Origin of the sequence: Flavobacterium sasangense DSM 21067 (assembly GCF_000686885.1) — a bacterium.
GTDB lineage: Bacteria > Bacteroidota > Bacteroidia > Flavobacteriales > Flavobacteriaceae > Flavobacterium > Flavobacterium sasangense.
Genome location: NZ_JMLU01000003.1, coordinates 146,208 through 163,161 on the forward strand (window position 1 = coordinate 146,208; position 16,954 = coordinate 163,161).

Here is a 16,954-nt window from a genome sequence, read left to right on the forward strand (position 1 = left end):
TAAATTCATACTTCAAAATTCTAAATTTCATATCGTATCTTTGCCTATCAAAATTTTGATTATGGACACGGCTATTGACAATGTTTTTCCACCAAGAGAACCCAAACCAAAATGGTTACGCGTAAAATTACCAACAGGTAAAAACTACACTGAACTTAGAGGTTTAGTAGACAAATACAAACTGAATACGATTTGTACTTCGGGAAGTTGTCCTAATATGGGCGAATGTTGGGGCGAAGGAACAGCAACTTTCATGATTTTAGGAAATATTTGCACGCGTTCGTGCGGCTTTTGTGGTGTTAAAACTGGTCGCCCTGAAGATGTGGACTGGGACGAACCTGAAAAAGTAGCACGTTCTATCAAGATTATGAACATCAAACATGCGGTTATTACTAGCGTAGATCGTGATGATTTAAAAGATATGGGTTCGATTATTTGGGCAGAAACCGTGAAAGCGATTCGCCGAATGAATCCAAATACAACATTAGAAACCTTAATTCCAGATTTTCAAGGCAACACGAGAAACTTAGATAGAATAATTGAAGTAGCTCCAGAGGTAGTTTCGCACAACATGGAAACCGTAAAACGTTTGACTCGCGAAGTTCGTATTCAAGCGAAATATGAAAAAAGTTTGGAAGTTTTGCGTTACTTGAAAGAGCAAGGTATTAAAAGAACAAAATCGGGTATCATGTTAGGCTTAGGTGAAACGGAAGAAGAAGTAATTCAAGTTTTACACGATTTAGCCGACGCAAAAGTGGATATTGTAACCATTGGTCAGTACTTACAACCAAGTAAAAAACATTTACCAGTTAAAGAATACATCACGCCAGAACAATTTGCGAAATACGAACAAATAGGAAAAGAATTAGGTTTTAGACATGTGGAAAGTGGCGCTTTAGTGCGTTCGTCTTATCATGCTGAGAAACACATTCATTAATTTAGTGATTAGTGAAAAGTAATTAGTGAATAGCGAATTGAATTCTAGATAAAAACCTGTAACAAAAAAGACTTGAAACCTGAAACAAAAATAAAAATTGCTATTAATGGTTTTGGAAGAATTGGACGTAATTTGTTCCGATTGCTTTTGAATCATCCTACTATTGAAGTGGTTGCCATAAACGACATTGCCGATAACAAAACAATGGCGCATTTGGTAAAATATGATAGCATTCACGGTGTTTTGAATCAGAAAGTTTCATTTTCTAACGATTCGATTAGTATTGACGATAAATCGTTTTTATTTTTTCACGAAAGAGAAATTAAAAATTTAGATTGGAAATCGGTAAACGTTGATATTGTTATCGAATCGACGGGGAAATTCAAATCGTTTGAAGAGATTAACCAACATATTTTAGTTGGAGCGAAAAAAGTAATTCTTTCCGCACCTTCTGAAGTGGATGAAATAAAAACCGTAGTTTTAGGTGTAAACGAACACATTTTAGACGGAAGCGAAACTATTATTTCTAATGCAAGTTGCACGACCAACAACGCGGCTCCAATGATTAAAATCATTCAGGAATTGTGTGAAGTGGAACAAGCTTACATTACAACCATTCACTCTTACACTACAGACCAAAGTTTGCACGATCAACCACATAAAGATTTACGTAGAGCTCGTGGCGCAGCACAATCGATTGTTCCTACAACAACTGGAGCAGCAAAAGCATTGACTAAGATATTCCCTGAATTAGAAGGAAAAATGGGCGGTTGTGGTATTCGCGTTCCAGTTCCAGATGGTTCATTGACGGATATTACTTTCAATGTAAAACGACAAGTTTCTATTGAAGAAATTAATCAAGCGTTTAAAAAAGCTTCAGAAACTAATTTTAAAGGAATTTTAGATTATACGGAAGACCCAATTGTTTCCGTGGATATTATTGGGAATAAAAACTCTTGTTTATTTGATGCGCAATTAACCTCTGTAATTGACAAAATGGTTAAAATTGTAGGTTGGTACGACAATGAAATTGGCTATTCTTCTCGATTAATTGACTTAATTACATTCGTTTCTAAAAAATAAAGTTTTTATTATCGCTAAAAAACTTTAAATTGCAGGGTTAAATTTAACTCAGGCATTTCTTGATTAAACGACTTTTCATATTATTTCTATTCGTAACTATAAATGGTTACACACAGTCTGTCTACAAAGATGCTGGAAAAATAAGTGATAGCACTGATTATTACTTAGAAATTGGTCTTTTCAATAAAGAAGCCAAAAAATCCTACACTAAAGCTATTTTGTATACCGAAAAAGCTATTGAATATGCTAAAGCAAATAATCTAGACAACAAACTTGCTGACTGTTATCTACAACTAGCTACCATTTTTTACGAACTTGAAAAAAATGATTTAGCAATCGATTATTACATTAGAGCTATTAGTATTTACAGCAAAGGAGAACCTAATTCAAATATTGCGCTTTCATACTATGGCTTAGGAAAATGTTATCTCAAAAAAAACAATATTTCCAATGCTGAAATTTACTTTGAAAAAGCTACGGTTATTTATAAAAAATTAAATTTCCTTGAAGCTATTGAATTAATCAATCTTCAAAAAGCCATCATAAAAAAAGAAAAAGGAAAGATTGATGAAGCTAGCACTATATTAAAAGGTGTCGTAGAAAATATTAGTGATGATGCTTTGCTAAGTACAAAAACAGAAGCATATATTCAGTTAGGAGAAATTGAAATTTTTAAGAAAAATTATCCGCAAGCCATCAACTATTTAAACCTTGCCAATCAAACTAACGAAACAAACAACAATGATTTTCAACTAACTAAACGCATTTATAAGCTTCTTAGTTCGACTTATGAAAAAAACAAAAACATTTCAAGCTCTAATTTATATTTAAAAAAATATGCCGATTTAACAGATTCTATTGGAAAATATTACAATAGTTATGTAGCTGAAAACACCGTTGATAAAATTCAATTTGACAAACAACTTAAGACGATTGAACAACTCGATAAAGAAAAAAAGAGCCAACAAAAAACATTACGCTTTTCTAAGTTAATTAGTATTTTGAGTATTGCTTTAATTTCCATTTTATCGCTATTGAGTTTATCATTATACAAAAACAATAAAATTAGAATCAGCACGAATAAACTTCTAAAAGAGAAAAACAGAGAATTAACTATAGAAAAAGATAAAGCAGAACGAGCATCAAAAGCGAGAGCTGACTTCTTATCGACCGTAAGTCATGAACTACGCACACCTTTGAATGCTATTAATGGTATTACCTATCTTTTATTACAAGAAAAACCTAAAGCAAGTCAACTAAATTACCTGAAATCACTTGAGTTCTCTGGAAATTATCTGTTAAATTTTATTAATGATATATTAGAAATCAACCGTTTAGAATCGGATAAAGTGGTTATTGAGAAAATCAATTTTAACCTATCGGAACTAACCGAAAACATTGTAACTTCTTTTAAAGAATTCATTCACGAAAACAATATCAAATGCCATCTTGACATTGACAAATCCATTGATTTCAATTTAAAAGGTGACCCAACAAAACTTTCTCAAATCCTTATCAATTTATTGAACAACGCCATCAAATTCAGTAAAAATGGTGATGTTTGGTGCACCATCAAAAAGAGACAAGAAACCACTGAAAATGCGACGCTTTATTTTGAAATTAAAGATAATGGAATAGGAATTCCAAAAGACAAACAAGAAGCAATTTTTGATAGTTTTAGTCAAGGTTCTGTTGAAATTAACCGTACTTATGGCGGAACGGGTCTTGGACTTTCCATTGTGAAGAAAATATTAGAATTAATGGGAAGTGAAATTCATCTTCATAGTGAATCTGGAAAAGGAAGTACTTTTAGTTTCGAATTACAATTTGAAAAAGGAATAGCAAACAAAGTAAAAGAAGAAGTTATAAAACCTTCTCAATCGCTATTGACTGAGAAAAAAGTATTATTAGTTGAGGACAACAAAATCAACCAAATGATTACACAAAAAATGCTTGAAAAAAGAGGGATTTCTTGCAATATTATAGATAATGGTGAAGATGCTATCGAAGATGTAAAAATCAATAACTACGATTTAATTCTTATGGACGTTCATTTACCAGGAATCAACGGAACAGAAGCTACAAGTGAAATTAGAAAATTCAACACTTGCACTCCTATCGTGGCATTAACAGCAATCTCTTTGAATGAAAACAGAGAAATGCTCTTGTCCTATGGTATGAATGAAGTAATCACCAAACCTTTTGAACCAGAGCATTTCTATAATGTGGTAACTAAATACTTAACTAGTACTGAGCAATCAAATTCTTAATTAAATTTCTTACATGAGGTTCTGCCTTTTGAGCCGCTTGTAAAACCTCTTCATGGTTTACTTCTTCGATATTTTCCTCGTCACCCATATCGGTAATTACAGAAACTCCGAAGCATTCCATGTCCATGTGACGTGCTACAATAACTTCTGGAACAGTTGACATTCCAACGCAATCTGCACCTAAAGCTTTTACCATTTTGTATTCGGCAAGCGTTTCAAATGTTGGTCCTTGTAACCCTAAATAAATTCCTTTTTTCAAATCGATATTCAATTCTTTGGCCAATTCAAATGCTTTTGCAATCATAGCTTTTGAGTAAGGCTCGCTCATATTTACAAATCTTGGCCCAAAGCGTTCGTCGTTATGACCTCTTAATGGATGTTCAGGCATCATATTAATATGATCAGTTATGACAACAACATCTCCAACAACATATTCCGGATTAACACCTCCCGAAGCATTCGAAACCACTAATTTTTCAACTCCTAAATATTTCATCACACGAACTGGAAACGTTACTTGTTTCATATCGTACCCTTCATAAAAATGAAAACGTCCTTGCATTGCCACTACTTTTTTCCCTTGGATTGTTCCAAAAACCAAAGCCCCTTGATGCCCTTGCACCGTTGAAACTGGAAAATTTGGAATTTCCGAATAAGGCAAAGTATATTCGATTGCAATATCTGCTGTAAATCCGCCTAATCCTGAGCCTAAAATAACGCCATATTCTGGTGTAAAATTGGTTTTATTTTTAATGTAACTAACTGTTTCTTGAACTTTGTCCCACATAATCTTCTATCGTTTTATCAATGTTTGTATTTAAAAAAGTTGATTTTATTGGTAAATAGAACAATTGCCCTTTTGGCAATAATCCGTTTAAACGAACAAAATCTTTTTCTGTTGTAATTATTTTTCTTCCGTTAGCTTTCGCTAAAATTTGTTCACAATCTTGCTTTGAAAAATGATGATGATCTGGAAACACCAAAGTTTCATCCTCCTCATTTTTAAGAAAATCGAAAAACAATTTAGGTTTTGCAATTCCTGCTACCAAAACTTTACTTTCGGATTGAATTTCAGAAACTAATAATTGACACTCATTTCCAAAAACATAATCGTCGTACTGAATGGTTGTAAAGAAAACTTGTTGTTTCACGTTCAACTTTTCTCTGATTTTCAGCTGCGCAATTTCGGACAAATCATTCGGACATTTTGTGACAATTATCATATCAGCACGTTTTTTTCCAGAAGACGGTTCGCGTAAATTCCCGAAAGGCAAAATATAGTCATCGCAAAACAAATCATCATAAGCCGTAAGCAAAATATAAAAACCAGCTTTTACTTTTCTATGCTGGAAAGCATCGTCCAATAAAATAACATCTGGTTTATCTTGAAGTTGCAATAAATTTTCAATTCCGTTTTTTCTATTCGCATCAACCGCTACTTGAATGTTTGGAAATTTCGAATAAAACTGAAATGGTTCATCACCAATAGAACTCGCAGTAGCGTTTTCATCCGCCAAAATAAAACCTTCGGTCGTACGCTTGTAACCACGACTCAAAACCGCGACTTTATACTTTTCAGAAAGTAATCGGATTAAATATTCGATTTGAGGCGTTTTTCCGGTGCCACCAACACTAAGATTTCCAACCGCAATAATTGGAATATCAAAAGAATGACTTTTAAAAATGCCTTTATCGTAAAGCCAATTTCGGATAAACGTAATGAGCCAATACAAAAAGGCTAAAGGAAAAAGTATTTTTCGTAACAAAATCATATTACGAAAGTATAATAAATTATCTTTATATTAAAGTTTATGCGATCTATCATTTCATTTCTTAGTAGTATTTCGTTAATTTGTATAAACATTTTTTTAAATTTTGTATCATGAAACTTTCCGATATACTTTCTGTTCTTGAAGAAATGGCGCCATTAGGTTATGCCGAAGATTTTGATAATGTGGGACTTTTAGTTGGAAACCCGAATCAAGAAATTGATGGCGTTTTAGTTTGTCATGATGCATTGGAATCGGTAATTGATGAAGCGATTTCAAAAAAATGTAATTTGGTTGTTTGCTTCCATCCTATTTTGTTTTCGGGAATTAAGAAAATTACGGGTAAAAATTATGTGGAACGTGCGATTTTAAAAGCAATAAAAAACGACATTGCGATTTATGCCGTTCATACTGCTTTGGACAATCATCAAAAAGGAGTGAATAAAATTTTCTGTGATGCTTTAGGTTTGAAACATTCGAAAGTATTGATTCCGAAAGAAAATTACATTCAAAAATTAGTTACCTATACAATTCCTGAAAACTTTGAAAAATTAAGAAATGCTTTGTTTGATGCAGGCGCTGGAACCATTGGAAATTATGAAGATTGTAGTTTTAATTCAAAAGGAATTGGAACCTATTTAGGAAATGAAAATTCGAATCCACAAATTGGAGAACGTTTTGAATTTGTAGAGAACGAAGAAATTAAAATTGAAATGACGTTTGAAAAGCATTTGCAAGGGAAAATCTTGAAGGCTTTATTCAAAAATCATGTGTATGAAGAGGTGGCTTACGAAATTTATCAATTGGAAAACAAACATCAAAATATTGGTTTGGGACGCGTTGGCGAATTCGAAAATCCGCTTTCTGAAACCGAGTTTTTACAATTGGTAAAGGAGAAATTACAATGTGAAGGTATCAGACATTCCGCTTTTACAGGAAAATCGATAAAAAAAGTAGCCGTTTTGGGCGGAAGCGGTAGTTTTGCAATTAAGAATGCAATTTCCTCAGGCGCAGACGCTTATCTTACGGCCGACTTAAAATATCACCAATTCTATGAAGCTGAAAATCAATTACTTTTGGCAGATATTGGGCATTTTGAAAGCGAAAGATTTACAAAAAATTATATTGTTGATTTTCTTAAAGAAAAAATCACTAATTTTGCACCAAATTCGCTGCAATGCGGAATTATTTTATCAGAAGAAAATACAAATCCAGTTAAGTACTTTTAAATATGGCAACAATCAAAGAGCTAAGTGTAGAAGATAAGTTAAGAGCCCTTTATGCTTTACAACTAGTTGATTCTAAAATAGACGAAATAAGAAATGTAAGAGGAGAATTGCCTCTTGAAGTAGAAGATTTAGAAGATGAAGTAGCGGGACTTTCTACTCGTTTAGAAAAACTAAAAAGCGATTTAGAAACTATTGACGAGCAAATCAAAGTAAAGAAAAACGCTATCGACGAACACAAAACTGCGATTAAAAAATATTTAGAGCAACAAAAAAACGTTCGTAATAATAGAGAATTCAACTCTTTAACTAAAGAAGTGGAGTTTCAGGAATTAGAAATTCAATTAGCTGAAAAACACATTAAAGAAATGAAAGCTTCTATTGAGCACAAAAAAGAAGTTGTAGCTCAAACTAAAGAAAAATTAGACGGAAAACAAACCCACTTAAAACATAAAAAAGCGGAATTAAGCGATATTATGGCTGAAACTGAAAAAGAAGAAAACTTCTTATCAGCAAAATCAGAAGAATTAAGAGGTCAAATTGAAGAGCGTTTAATTGCTGCTTACGACAGAATTAGAAACAGTGTAAGAAACGGATTAGCGGTTGTTTCAATTGAGCGTGGCGCTTCTGCTGGTTCATTCTTTACAATTCCACCACAAACGCAAATGGAAATTGCAGCTCGCAAAAAAATCATTACAGATGAGCACAGTGGAAGAATCTTAGTAGACGGTGTTTTAGCTGACGAAGAAAAAGAAAAAATGGAAAAATTATTTGCTAGCATCTAATTGAAACCTTTTCCAAATAAATGAAAGTCCTTTTTTTAAAAGGGCTTTTTTTTGTTTTTTAACGCAAAGACGCAAAGTTTTTTCGCAAAGTTCGCAAAGCTTATTTTTCTGAAGAAAACTTGCTATTCACTATTCACTACTCACTATTTACTAAAAAAACCTATCTTTGTATCATGGAAGAAAATACAGTACGCATCAACAAATATTTATCGGAAACCGGTTTTTGTTCTCGCAGAGAGGCCGATCGTTTGATTGAGCAAGGAAGAGTTACTATTAACGGAAAGATTCCGGAAATGGGTACTAAAGTGGCGCCTGGTGATGAAGTTCGTGTGAATGGTGAATTAGTACAACAGAAAAACGAGAAACCTATTTATTTAGCGTTTTACAAACCTGCGGGAATTGAATGTACCACTAATTTAAGCGTGCGTGACAACATTGTTGATTTCATCAATTATCCAGAGCGTATTTTTCCTATTGGTCGTTTGGACAAAGCCAGTGAAGGTTTGATTTTTATGACGAATGATGGCGATATTGTAAACAAGATTCTTAGAGCGAGAAACAATCACGAAAAAGAATATATCGTAACCGTAAACAAACCAATTACGGATCGATTTATTGACCGAATGGCAAACGGAATTCCGATTTTGGAAACGATTACCAAGAAATGTAAAGTAGAACAAATTAGCAAATATGTTTTCCGAATTATTCTAACACAAGGTTTGAATAGACAAATTCGTAGAATGTGTGAATATTTAGATTACGAAGTAACAGCCTTAAAACGTACACGAATCATCAACATTTCCTTAGACGTACAAGAAGGCAAATACCGAAACTTAACTGATGCTGAAATAACGGAATTAAATAGATTAATAGAACCTTCCAGCAAAACCGAAGAAGCAAGTTTACCAAGTAATAAAGGTAAGTTTACTGGGAAGAGGAATTATGGGGAGCGAAATCGATAAAAAATATAATTTAAAAAAGCACGAGAGTTTCTCGTGCTTTTTTTATTGAGTTACAAATGTGACACTCTCAACAACTGCAATTGAATTATGGAATATAACTTTCAACAAAAGAACAACTATATGGTTTAAAATGTATAATATTATTACCAACAGTAACAGTAACTCTTTGATAATATCCAGGTTCATTTTGATCAAGAGTATTACTATTAAATCTAAATTTGAAAGTCGTACCATTAGAAATTACAGTATAGTTAAAACCACTACCTGAAATTGATGCTCTATTTAAATCTACTGTATAATTTTCAATAGGGTCTCCAGCAGGACCATTCCCATTTGTATCAGCATTATATATTGTTATTTTTACAATATTATCTTCTTCTGAATAAAAACAAAATATTGAACCATTATCTCCTGATACATTGTCATAATCACCATCATTATATTTACATCCCTTCATATATGCTGGTGCTAAAAAATCCTCTTGTACATTTTCCTCATCTGAAGAAGAACAAGAAAATAAAACATTCAAACATAATAATACTAGCCAAAAAACACTTTTTTTCATAATATTTATTTATACATTTTTTATATTCCTAATTAATTTTTAGATTTATAACTCACATAATTCATTAATGTCATTTTAGAAGTAAATTCCCAAATTTCATAAAAGATAATGAATATTAAAATAATCATTATCAAAATTTTACAAAAACAAAATACAATTTGTTCAAATCTGATGTAATATACAAAAGATTTTCCAAACCAAAATGTGGAAATCCGTATTCAAGTGAATTATTTTTAAAAGATTGCAACTTCCATCACGTAATCATCCATTACGTAACCGTTTCCAATATCAATAACTTCGTCTTTTACTTTTGTAAAACCTAGTTTGGTGTAAAAATGTATAGCGTTGTTGTATTTGTTTACGTTTAAGAAAATGGCTTTTTGGTGGTTTTCAATTGCTTTTTCTTTTACCAATTCAAAGAATTGTCTCCCTAAACCTGTTCCTTGTGTTTCGGGTAAGACGTAAATCTTGTGGATTTTGGTTTTGTTGGGTTCGCTGTTGATTTCATAGGAAACAAAACCTACGTAATTATCGTTATCGTCTAGTGCTAAATAAAAAATGTGTCCTTTCTGCATTAATTCGCACAAAGCAGTTTCGTTATAAAACTTTTCAATCATATAATCCAATTGCGCTTTGGATAAAATTTCTCCATAAGCTACAGGCCAAATTTTCTTGGTTAAGTCGATAACCACATTTAATTGTTCTATTTTACAAAGTACTATTTTCATACTGCTAAAATAAAAACAAAAAGGGCCAACCTCGAAAGATTGACCCTTTTTTATTTAAAAAACTTAACTTTATTTTTTAATTACTTTAATCTCAGTTTGGTTTCCACCTGCGTTTACTTTTACAATATACATTGCAGCAGCTAATTCAGACATGTTCACCTCAACTTCAGTTTGATTTGGCGTAATTTGTTTCACCAATCTTCCACTTAAGTCATAAACGTTAATTGCAGTAATTTCTTCATTATATCTAATTGATAAAATATCTACAACTGGATTAGGATAAACCGTTAAAGCATTCATATCAAAAGAAGAAGTTCCTAAAGTAGTAACATCAAAACATGTACTTCTTGTAGTACATCCGTTTTTAGTTACATCCACAGCATAACTACCAATTGCAGTTGCTGTATATGATTGTGAAGTTTCACCAGGAATAATTGTATAAACAGGACCCGCACTACAAGTATACCATTGGTAAGTTGCACCATTTTCAGCAGCAGTTAATGTATCAACAACTCGTGTAATTGTTGCATCAGGCAAAGCATTTACAGTAACACTTACGGTATTACTTCTAAAACATCCTGTTGCACCTATTGTAGCAGTAGCAGTATAAACTGTTGTACTAGGAGTTGCTGACTGTACATAAACTGTTGTTGCATTTGTTCCTGTATATGGAATTGTTGCTCCAGCATCAGTAAATAAATTAGTTACAGGAGACCAAGTAATGTTAGCTGTTTCTAATGTAGAAATTCTAAGATTTGGTCTTGTTGTAGTAGCTGTTGGAGCTGTTAAATTAGTACAAACATCAGCTGTACTATCTTCTGAACGATATAAATTTAAACCTGTAGCCACAACTGTAGATTCAACAGAAATAGAGTTTGCACTTACACCTCCGCCATTGTTATTATTAAAACATGTCTCAATTAATAAACTAGATACACCATCCCAAGTTAAAGGAGTTGAAAGTGTAAAATCAATATTTCCAGTTGCAGCAGGTGTGTAATTAGTAGGTGCTAAAACAACGTTAGTTGCACCAGGAATAAACGCTGCTCCTAAAGTTGTATTAGAAACAAAACCAGCATTTATAGTAAAATTATTCAACACTATAGGTGTTCCTGATAAAGCTACATAACCAATAGATCTTATACTTTGTCCAGCCTCAACACCTAAAGCAGTTAATTCAGCTGGCGTATAAAGTGCTTGAGTTTTTGAACCACCAAACCAACCTTTGAAAGGAGTTGATGTTGTATTTGTAGCTACTCCAGAACCTATTTTCCCAACTACTCCTACAGTTCCACCAGTAACAGCTAAACTTTGAACAGTATTAATACAAATAGAAGGTGCTGCTGGAGTAATTGTTAAATTCGTTGGTAATGGGTTAACATTAACGGTATAAGTCGCAGTTGTAGCACATAAAGCACCCGAAGTTTGACTAGCCGTTAAAGTATAATTAGTTGTTATCGTTGGATTGAAAGTCCATCCAGAAACAGCATTTCCACTTACACCTGTAGCAGGGCTCCAAACAAAAGTATCATAGTCACCAGAACCTGCAGTTAAAGTAACTGCACTTGAAGAATCTCCAGAACAAATTGTTGCAGTAGCACCACTCAAAGTTAATGTTGGAGGCGTAGAAACAGTAGCTACCACAGCAACTCTTGGTGAAGAACAAATTAATTGTCCATTAATTGTAAATCTTGGTCTATTAGATGATGTCCCTGAAAAAGTTGCAACTCCAGTTTCATTTAACATCTCAGTTGGAGTAATATTATCTCTTTGTCTGTAAGCAGTTGAAACAAACCCAACGTTATCAACCTTCATAGTAGTAGACGTTGAAGTTGATGCAGCAGGTACTCTTGACCAAGAAATTGAAACAACAATATTTGAAGTCCCATCCCATACAAAACTACTTGTAGTTCCAGCACCAGTTCCAAAAGTCAAGTTGTTTACAGAACCCGCAACAGGCGTAAATCCATCATTTGCTTCAGTACCAGCGTATACAAAATTTAAACCTGCATTCGCAATAAAAGTAGTAGAAGGAGCAACAGATTCAGTTGTATGACCAATTTGAACATAGAATCCTTGATAGGTTTGACCAGAGTTAGTTGGTTCAAATCCTAAATTAGTAATTGGACCCGCTGTTAAACCAGCTTGTATTAATTCTGATGCACGGATTACATATTGAGTTTTTGCTCCACCCCAACTACCAGGCAAGAAACTTGCAGCTGTAGAAGATGAGTTAGTTGCTCCAGCTCCCAAAACTAAACTACCAGCAGAGGCAGTTGTTGCAGCTGCATAGTAAGTAGTTGTTGTAGCAATTGAAGGTGTAGTAAATGTCGAACCTGAAGCAAGTGATGATCCACCAGTTGCATTGGCATACCAGTTTATAGTTGATCCCGCGCTTGGCGCAGCACTTAAATCAACAGTTCCGGTTCCACATCTTGCACCAGGTACCGTTGCAGTTACTTCATTTGCAAAAGTTACATATACAGGAGTTGAAGTTGCAGTTGAAGGACCAGAAGCACAAGTTACTTCACATCTAAAGTAAGTAGCAGCAGTTGGCACTGTAGCATAAGTTGGATTCGTAGCAGTTGCTATTGGTGAATAAGAAACCCCATCTGTTGATGAGAACCATTGATAAGTAACCCCTGAACCTGTTGTTAAATTTTGTAAACTTAAAGTAACCGAAGTTCCTAAACAAATTGCATTACTTGAAGCAATTGTATTACCTGGAGTCGGAACTCCAACACAAGCGTTAGAATCTGCATAACTTAAGAAACCAGTATAACTTGCGCTTAGTACAGGCGTAGTTGATTGAGTTGAAACTCCTGCAACAGCAGAAGCAACAGAACCAAAAGCACTTGTATATTCACCACTAGCAGAAGGTGCTTGAACTGGAATACTCGTAGATACAATTCCAGCATCGCCCAATCTAACATTGATATTACTAATCGTTCCTGATACTAATGGTAATTCCCATCTTCTGTTGGTTGACATATTTGCAATTGCTGCATTTAAAGTTCCAGTATTAGAATCGAAAGTTTCTGCTTTCATCACAGTAACTGCAGTAGTAGCAGGTGCAGCCCAAATAGGTGCATAAGCAACTTTTCCAACAGGGAAAAGCAAATAATTCGTATTTGCATTAGCATTTGCAATTGTTCTTGCAAAAGGCCCTCTAACCATGTTAGTAGCACTTGGCGTACCTGCTAAAGTTCCCGCTGCCGCTGCAGTTCCTAATGATAATAAATTTGTGTTTGTAGTATTAATAATACCAGAAGTCATTGTTAATGTACCACTAACAGATAAAGGCACATTTAACGTTACACCTGTAGCATTAGTATTATTAACCGTTAATGAAGTTAAGTTTGCCGTTGGAGCAGCAGCTAAGTTTCTATAAACTCCTGCACCTCCAATAGTTTGCGCATTTGTAGTTGCAGTTTCAGCACCATTTAAATAGTTTGCTAAAAACAATGAAGTTGTAGAAGTAAAAGTACCATTATTAACAATGTTACCCGCTACATAAGACGTTCCAAATAACACTTCTGAGTTTGGCTCAATTGTTACATTTCCGCCGAAACCTAAAGAATATGTAGTAGTTACAATTCTATTTGTACCTCCTAAAGTGTTTACTTCTAAGTTACCAAATAAAATTCTATTAAGACCTGCGTAAGTATTTAATCTAAAACCATTAGCATGTCCACCAGCATCTGTAGAAACACCATCTCCTAATTTTAGTGTATGTGTGTTTGGAACATTTACATGTGCAGTACTGTTATTAAACGCTAAAGTATTTGAAGCAGTAGCATTAGCATGAGGATCAAGAATTGTTAAAGCACCACCAGTCCAGTTAATAAATTGCGAATTCAACTGTACAATTGCCACTCCCGAAGCAACAGAATTTGCTGCAACACCACCTTCATTTCCATCTACAAGAATATCACCACCACTTTGATTAAAAATCGAAGCAGCATTGTGAACCATATTTCCATTAACAGCTAATAGACCACCAGAAACGGTTAAAGTACCACTATTTGCTAAAGTATTATTATTTAATGTACAACCCACTGTTAAATCTCCAGCAGAAACTACTAAAGTACCTCCAGTAGCAATAGTAACACCTTTAGCGAAATTACCAGAAGTTGAAGAAGTAACCGTATGTCCATTAGCAATTACAGCTACATCAGCACATGCAGGAACCACTCCTCCATTCCAAGTACTTGTTGAATTCCAATCGCCTGATGCAATTGAAACAACTGGTACATCAGCAGCATTAACTCCAAGATATAATCCAGTAGCGGATGTTAAATCAGTAGTTGTAACTCCACTTCTTTGACCATATGGTGCATTAGAAGTATTAACATGAGTTCCTGATAAAGCTACACTTTGTCCTAAAACTCTAGCTCCAGTCGCTGTTGTGAAGAAAGCACCTGGAGTAAACATTGTTATCCAGTTAGAAGCGGCAGCAGGAGTTGTTCCGTCTAAAGTAACAACAAAATTCCCATCCCATCTATTGGTTATAGTTGCAGCACCATCTGTAATATTTAAACCTGTAGTACTAGTAGTAGCATTATTATATGTTACTGCATATTTACCTCCAACCGTTGGGGTTGTTCTTCCAAGATAAAAAATTCTTTGCTCTCCTGTAGGTGAGTAAAAAGGATATCTACCAGCAGCTCCGGCTGGAATTGTTGTAGGACCAGAAGTAGTATAACCCGTTCCTCCTGAAGTCCACCATCTAGAAAAAGTTCCGTTTAAAAAACCTCCATTTGTAAATGCAAATGTATTACCTGTTGAAGTTGCACTAACACCATAATTAATTTTATTACCCCCTAAATCAATCTTAGCATTTGATATTGTTAAATTATATTCAACACTAATATCATCAAATCCCCAGTTAATATTTGGAATTGCAGTTGATGTATTACTAAAAATTAAATTTCTAATTTTATTGTTAGCAAACGTTCCAGAACCAGTAATTGATTGAACTGTAGTTCCATTTAAAGTCAAACTTCCTTCAGTTGTTGCTCCAATTGACAAATCGATATTTCCATCATTCACTATATTTCCAGTAACAACAATTGCTTTACCAGTTGTACCGTTAAATACAAGAAACTCCCCTCCCGCTTCAACAGTTAAATTCCCATTAACATTGAAAGTTGTTGGAGTTGCACCAAACTCTAAAGAGCCTTGAACCGTTAAGTTATTAATTGATAAACTTGCCGCATCAATTGTCACAGTATGTACCGCCACAATTGCACTATCTGCTCCTGTAGGAACAGCATTTGCATCCCATGTTGCAGGATTTGTCCAGTTACCATTTGCAACTGAAATAAAAATCCCAGGAGCATTTGTTACTTGAGAACCTGATATTTCAGTTGAAAAAACAGCTTCAGAAATAGCTTGAACTTTATAATAATACAATGTACTTGGCAATAAACTAGTTTGAATAGAATTATATGCACCTCCTGTCGCTGCAGTTGATGTTGACGCTACAATTGTAGTAACAACATTAGTAGTAAAAGTTGCATCTGTAGCTCTTGTTACTAAAAATGCAGATTCATTTGTTGAATTATCAACCCAGTTTACAGTAGTTCCCGCTGAAGTAATTCCCGAAAATGTTAGTGTAGTAGGAGCTGAAACTGGCAATGTAGATGGTGTAAATACGTAAGTTCTTCTTGAACCATTTGCACTTGAATCTAAATTTGCAATTGCAGCTACTGTGTAAGTATTGTTTACAAAAGCAGTACCATTAGTTGTGAGCGCATTTGTTGAAGAAGTTATAGATGCAATTTTACCTGCTACTGCTCCGCCTGAAAAACCAATTATTGGACCAGTAGTAAAAGTATCAGCAACAGCCATTGCTCCATAAACAAATTCAACAACCCCCGAAGTTTCATAAATTCTAGCTTGGTAAGTTCCATTCGCAGTGGAAGACCCCCAATCCATCTCCATATTTAACCATTCTACAACAAGAGTTCTGTTTGGAGCAGAACCAACTACTTTATAATGCACTTTACCTGTTGCATGAGTAGCGTGATCACCACCAAAAGGCGCTATAAACATTGTTGTAGCTGTTCCCGCATTAGTTGTACCTGATGTGCCTATTGCTACATTTCCTAAACCCATAGCTCCATTTGAATTGGCTGAGAAATTAGTTTGTAATGTTCCCATACCAATAAAATCAAAACCTATTGCTTGAACAGTGGATACTGATGTATCAACACCCGAAGCAACCAATTGAGTTGTTCCTATTGACATATCAACAGTATTTCCATTAGCATCTAACGCTAATGAACCAGTTGTTGTTGTACTAAAGACGTAGTTAGTTACTGATTGTCCTTGTACAAAAACAAAAGAAAATAACATCAAGAACGCAGATAAAAACGAAAGCCATGTTTGTTTTTTAACTGAGTACGATGTTTCTTCTTTTTGTGAAGAATTTGTTGAACATGTTTCTTTTAACATGTCAACGGAATCGTAATTGTGTTTCATAAAAATAATTTTGTTAATTAGTTTCTTAGTGTAAAACATGAATTTTACAAAAAGTTACACAATTTCCAAAAAAAAACAATTACTAAGAAAAATCAACGATGAAATGCATAATTAATCGATGAGATGCATAAAAAACATATCTC

11 protein-coding genes are annotated in these 16,954 nt (G+C 34.0%); 6 read left to right on the plus strand and 5 right to left on the minus strand.

What is annotated here, in order from left to right; translation table 11 throughout:
• Positions 1-61 precede the first annotated feature (61 nt).
• The 3 genes from lipA (at position 62) to BP92_RS0103960 (ending at position 4,290) form a co-directional block, all read left to right on the plus strand.
• The gene (gene lipA / locus BP92_RS0103950) at positions 62-937 is read left to right on the plus strand and encodes a lipoyl synthase (protein WP_026724855.1); all 876 of its coding nucleotides are present in this window, start codon (positions 62-64) and stop codon (positions 935-937) included.
• Positions 938-1,009: 72 nt separating this feature from the next.
• Entirely contained in the window at positions 1,010-2,020 is a 1,011-nt protein-coding gene (gap, locus tag BP92_RS0103955) for a type I glyceraldehyde-3-phosphate dehydrogenase (protein WP_026724856.1), read from the plus strand.
• Between the two features lie 59 nt (positions 2,021-2,079).
• On the plus strand, positions 2,080-4,290 hold the full coding sequence (locus BP92_RS0103960; RefSeq protein WP_245598362.1) for a tetratricopeptide repeat-containing hybrid sensor histidine kinase/response regulator: 2,211 nt from the start codon (positions 2,080-2,082) through the stop codon (positions 4,288-4,290).
• Here BP92_RS0103960 and BP92_RS0103965 read toward each other — a convergent pair.
• Complete coding sequence (locus BP92_RS0103965) at positions 4,265-5,077, minus strand: purine-nucleoside phosphorylase (protein ID WP_026724858.1); 813 nt, start codon at positions 5,075-5,077, stop codon at positions 4,265-4,267. The two genes, BP92_RS0103960 and BP92_RS0103965, sit on opposite strands and share 26 nt — an antisense overlap.
• Positions 5,049-6,062 (minus strand): tetraacyldisaccharide 4'-kinase, encoded by a 1,014-nt coding sequence (gene lpxK / locus BP92_RS0103970; protein WP_026724859.1) that lies wholly within the window; start codon positions 6,060-6,062, stop codon positions 5,049-5,051. The genes BP92_RS0103965 and lpxK overlap by 29 nt, the downstream gene beginning before the upstream one ends.
• 110 nt (positions 6,063-6,172) lie before the next feature.
• Here lpxK and BP92_RS0103975 point away from each other — a divergent pair, with 110 nt between their 5' ends.
• From BP92_RS0103975 to rluF, 3 genes are all read left to right on the plus strand, one after another.
• Entirely contained in the window at positions 6,173-7,288 is a 1,116-nt protein-coding gene (locus BP92_RS0103975; RefSeq protein WP_026724860.1) for a Nif3-like dinuclear metal center hexameric protein, read from the plus strand.
• 2 nt (positions 7,289-7,290) lie between these two features.
• Positions 7,291-8,070, plus strand: a complete 780-nt coding sequence (locus tag BP92_RS0103980) for a zinc ribbon domain-containing protein (protein WP_026724861.1) — start codon at positions 7,291-7,293, stop codon at positions 8,068-8,070.
• Between the two features lie 173 nt (positions 8,071-8,243).
• Positions 8,244-9,032 carry a 23S rRNA pseudouridine(2604) synthase RluF gene (gene rluF / locus BP92_RS0103985; RefSeq protein WP_026724862.1) on the plus strand — a complete coding sequence of 263 codons (789 nt, stop codon included), beginning with the start codon at positions 8,244-8,246 and terminating at the stop codon, positions 9,030-9,032.
• An 85-nt stretch (positions 9,033-9,117) separates the two neighbouring features.
• Here rluF and BP92_RS0103990 read toward each other — a convergent pair whose 3' ends face one another.
• The 3 genes from BP92_RS0103990 to BP92_RS0104000 form a co-directional block, all read right to left on the minus strand.
• The gene (locus BP92_RS0103990) at positions 9,118-9,597 is read right to left on the minus strand and encodes a hypothetical protein (protein WP_026724863.1); all 480 of its coding nucleotides are present in this window, start codon (positions 9,595-9,597) and stop codon (positions 9,118-9,120) included.
• Between the two features lie 233 nt (positions 9,598-9,830).
• On the minus strand, positions 9,831-10,325 hold the full coding sequence (locus tag BP92_RS0103995) for a GNAT family N-acetyltransferase (protein ID WP_026724864.1): 495 nt from the start codon (positions 10,323-10,325) through the stop codon (positions 9,831-9,833).
• Positions 10,326-10,394: 69 nt separating this feature from the next.
• Positions 10,395-16,811, minus strand: coding sequence for an Ig-like domain-containing protein (locus BP92_RS0104000; protein WP_160169115.1), 6,417 nt, complete (start codon positions 16,809-16,811; stop codon positions 10,395-10,397).
• Positions 16,812-16,954: the final 143 nt, after the last annotated feature.

What these genes read in the sequence shown, in the direction of transcription:
- rluF (WP_026724862.1), top strand. Translation starts at nt 8,244, where the DNA reads ATGGAAGAAAATACAGTACGCATCAACAAATATTTATCGGAAACCGGT.
- lpxK (WP_026724859.1), bottom strand. Translation starts at nt 6,062, where the DNA reads ATGATTTTGTTACGAAAAATACTTTTTCCTTTAGCCTTTTTGTATTGG.
- BP92_RS0104000 (WP_160169115.1), bottom strand. Translation starts at nt 16,811, where the DNA reads ATGAAACACAATTACGATTCCGTTGACATGTTAAAAGAAACATGTTCA.
- lipA (WP_026724855.1), top strand. Translation starts at nt 62, where the DNA reads ATGGACACGGCTATTGACAATGTTTTTCCACCAAGAGAACCCAAACCA.
- BP92_RS0103975 (WP_026724860.1), top strand. Translation starts at nt 6,173, where the DNA reads ATGAAACTTTCCGATATACTTTCTGTTCTTGAAGAAATGGCGCCATTA.
- BP92_RS0103965 (WP_026724858.1), bottom strand. Translation starts at nt 5,077, where the DNA reads ATGTGGGACAAAGTTCAAGAAACAGTTAGTTACATTAAAAATAAAACC.
- BP92_RS0103980 (WP_026724861.1), top strand. Translation starts at nt 7,291, where the DNA reads ATGGCAACAATCAAAGAGCTAAGTGTAGAAGATAAGTTAAGAGCCCTT.
- BP92_RS0103995 (WP_026724864.1), bottom strand. Translation starts at nt 10,325, where the DNA reads ATGAAAATAGTACTTTGTAAAATAGAACAATTAAATGTGGTTATCGAC.
- BP92_RS0103990 (WP_026724863.1), bottom strand. Translation starts at nt 9,597, where the DNA reads ATGAAAAAAAGTGTTTTTTGGCTAGTATTATTATGTTTGAATGTTTTA.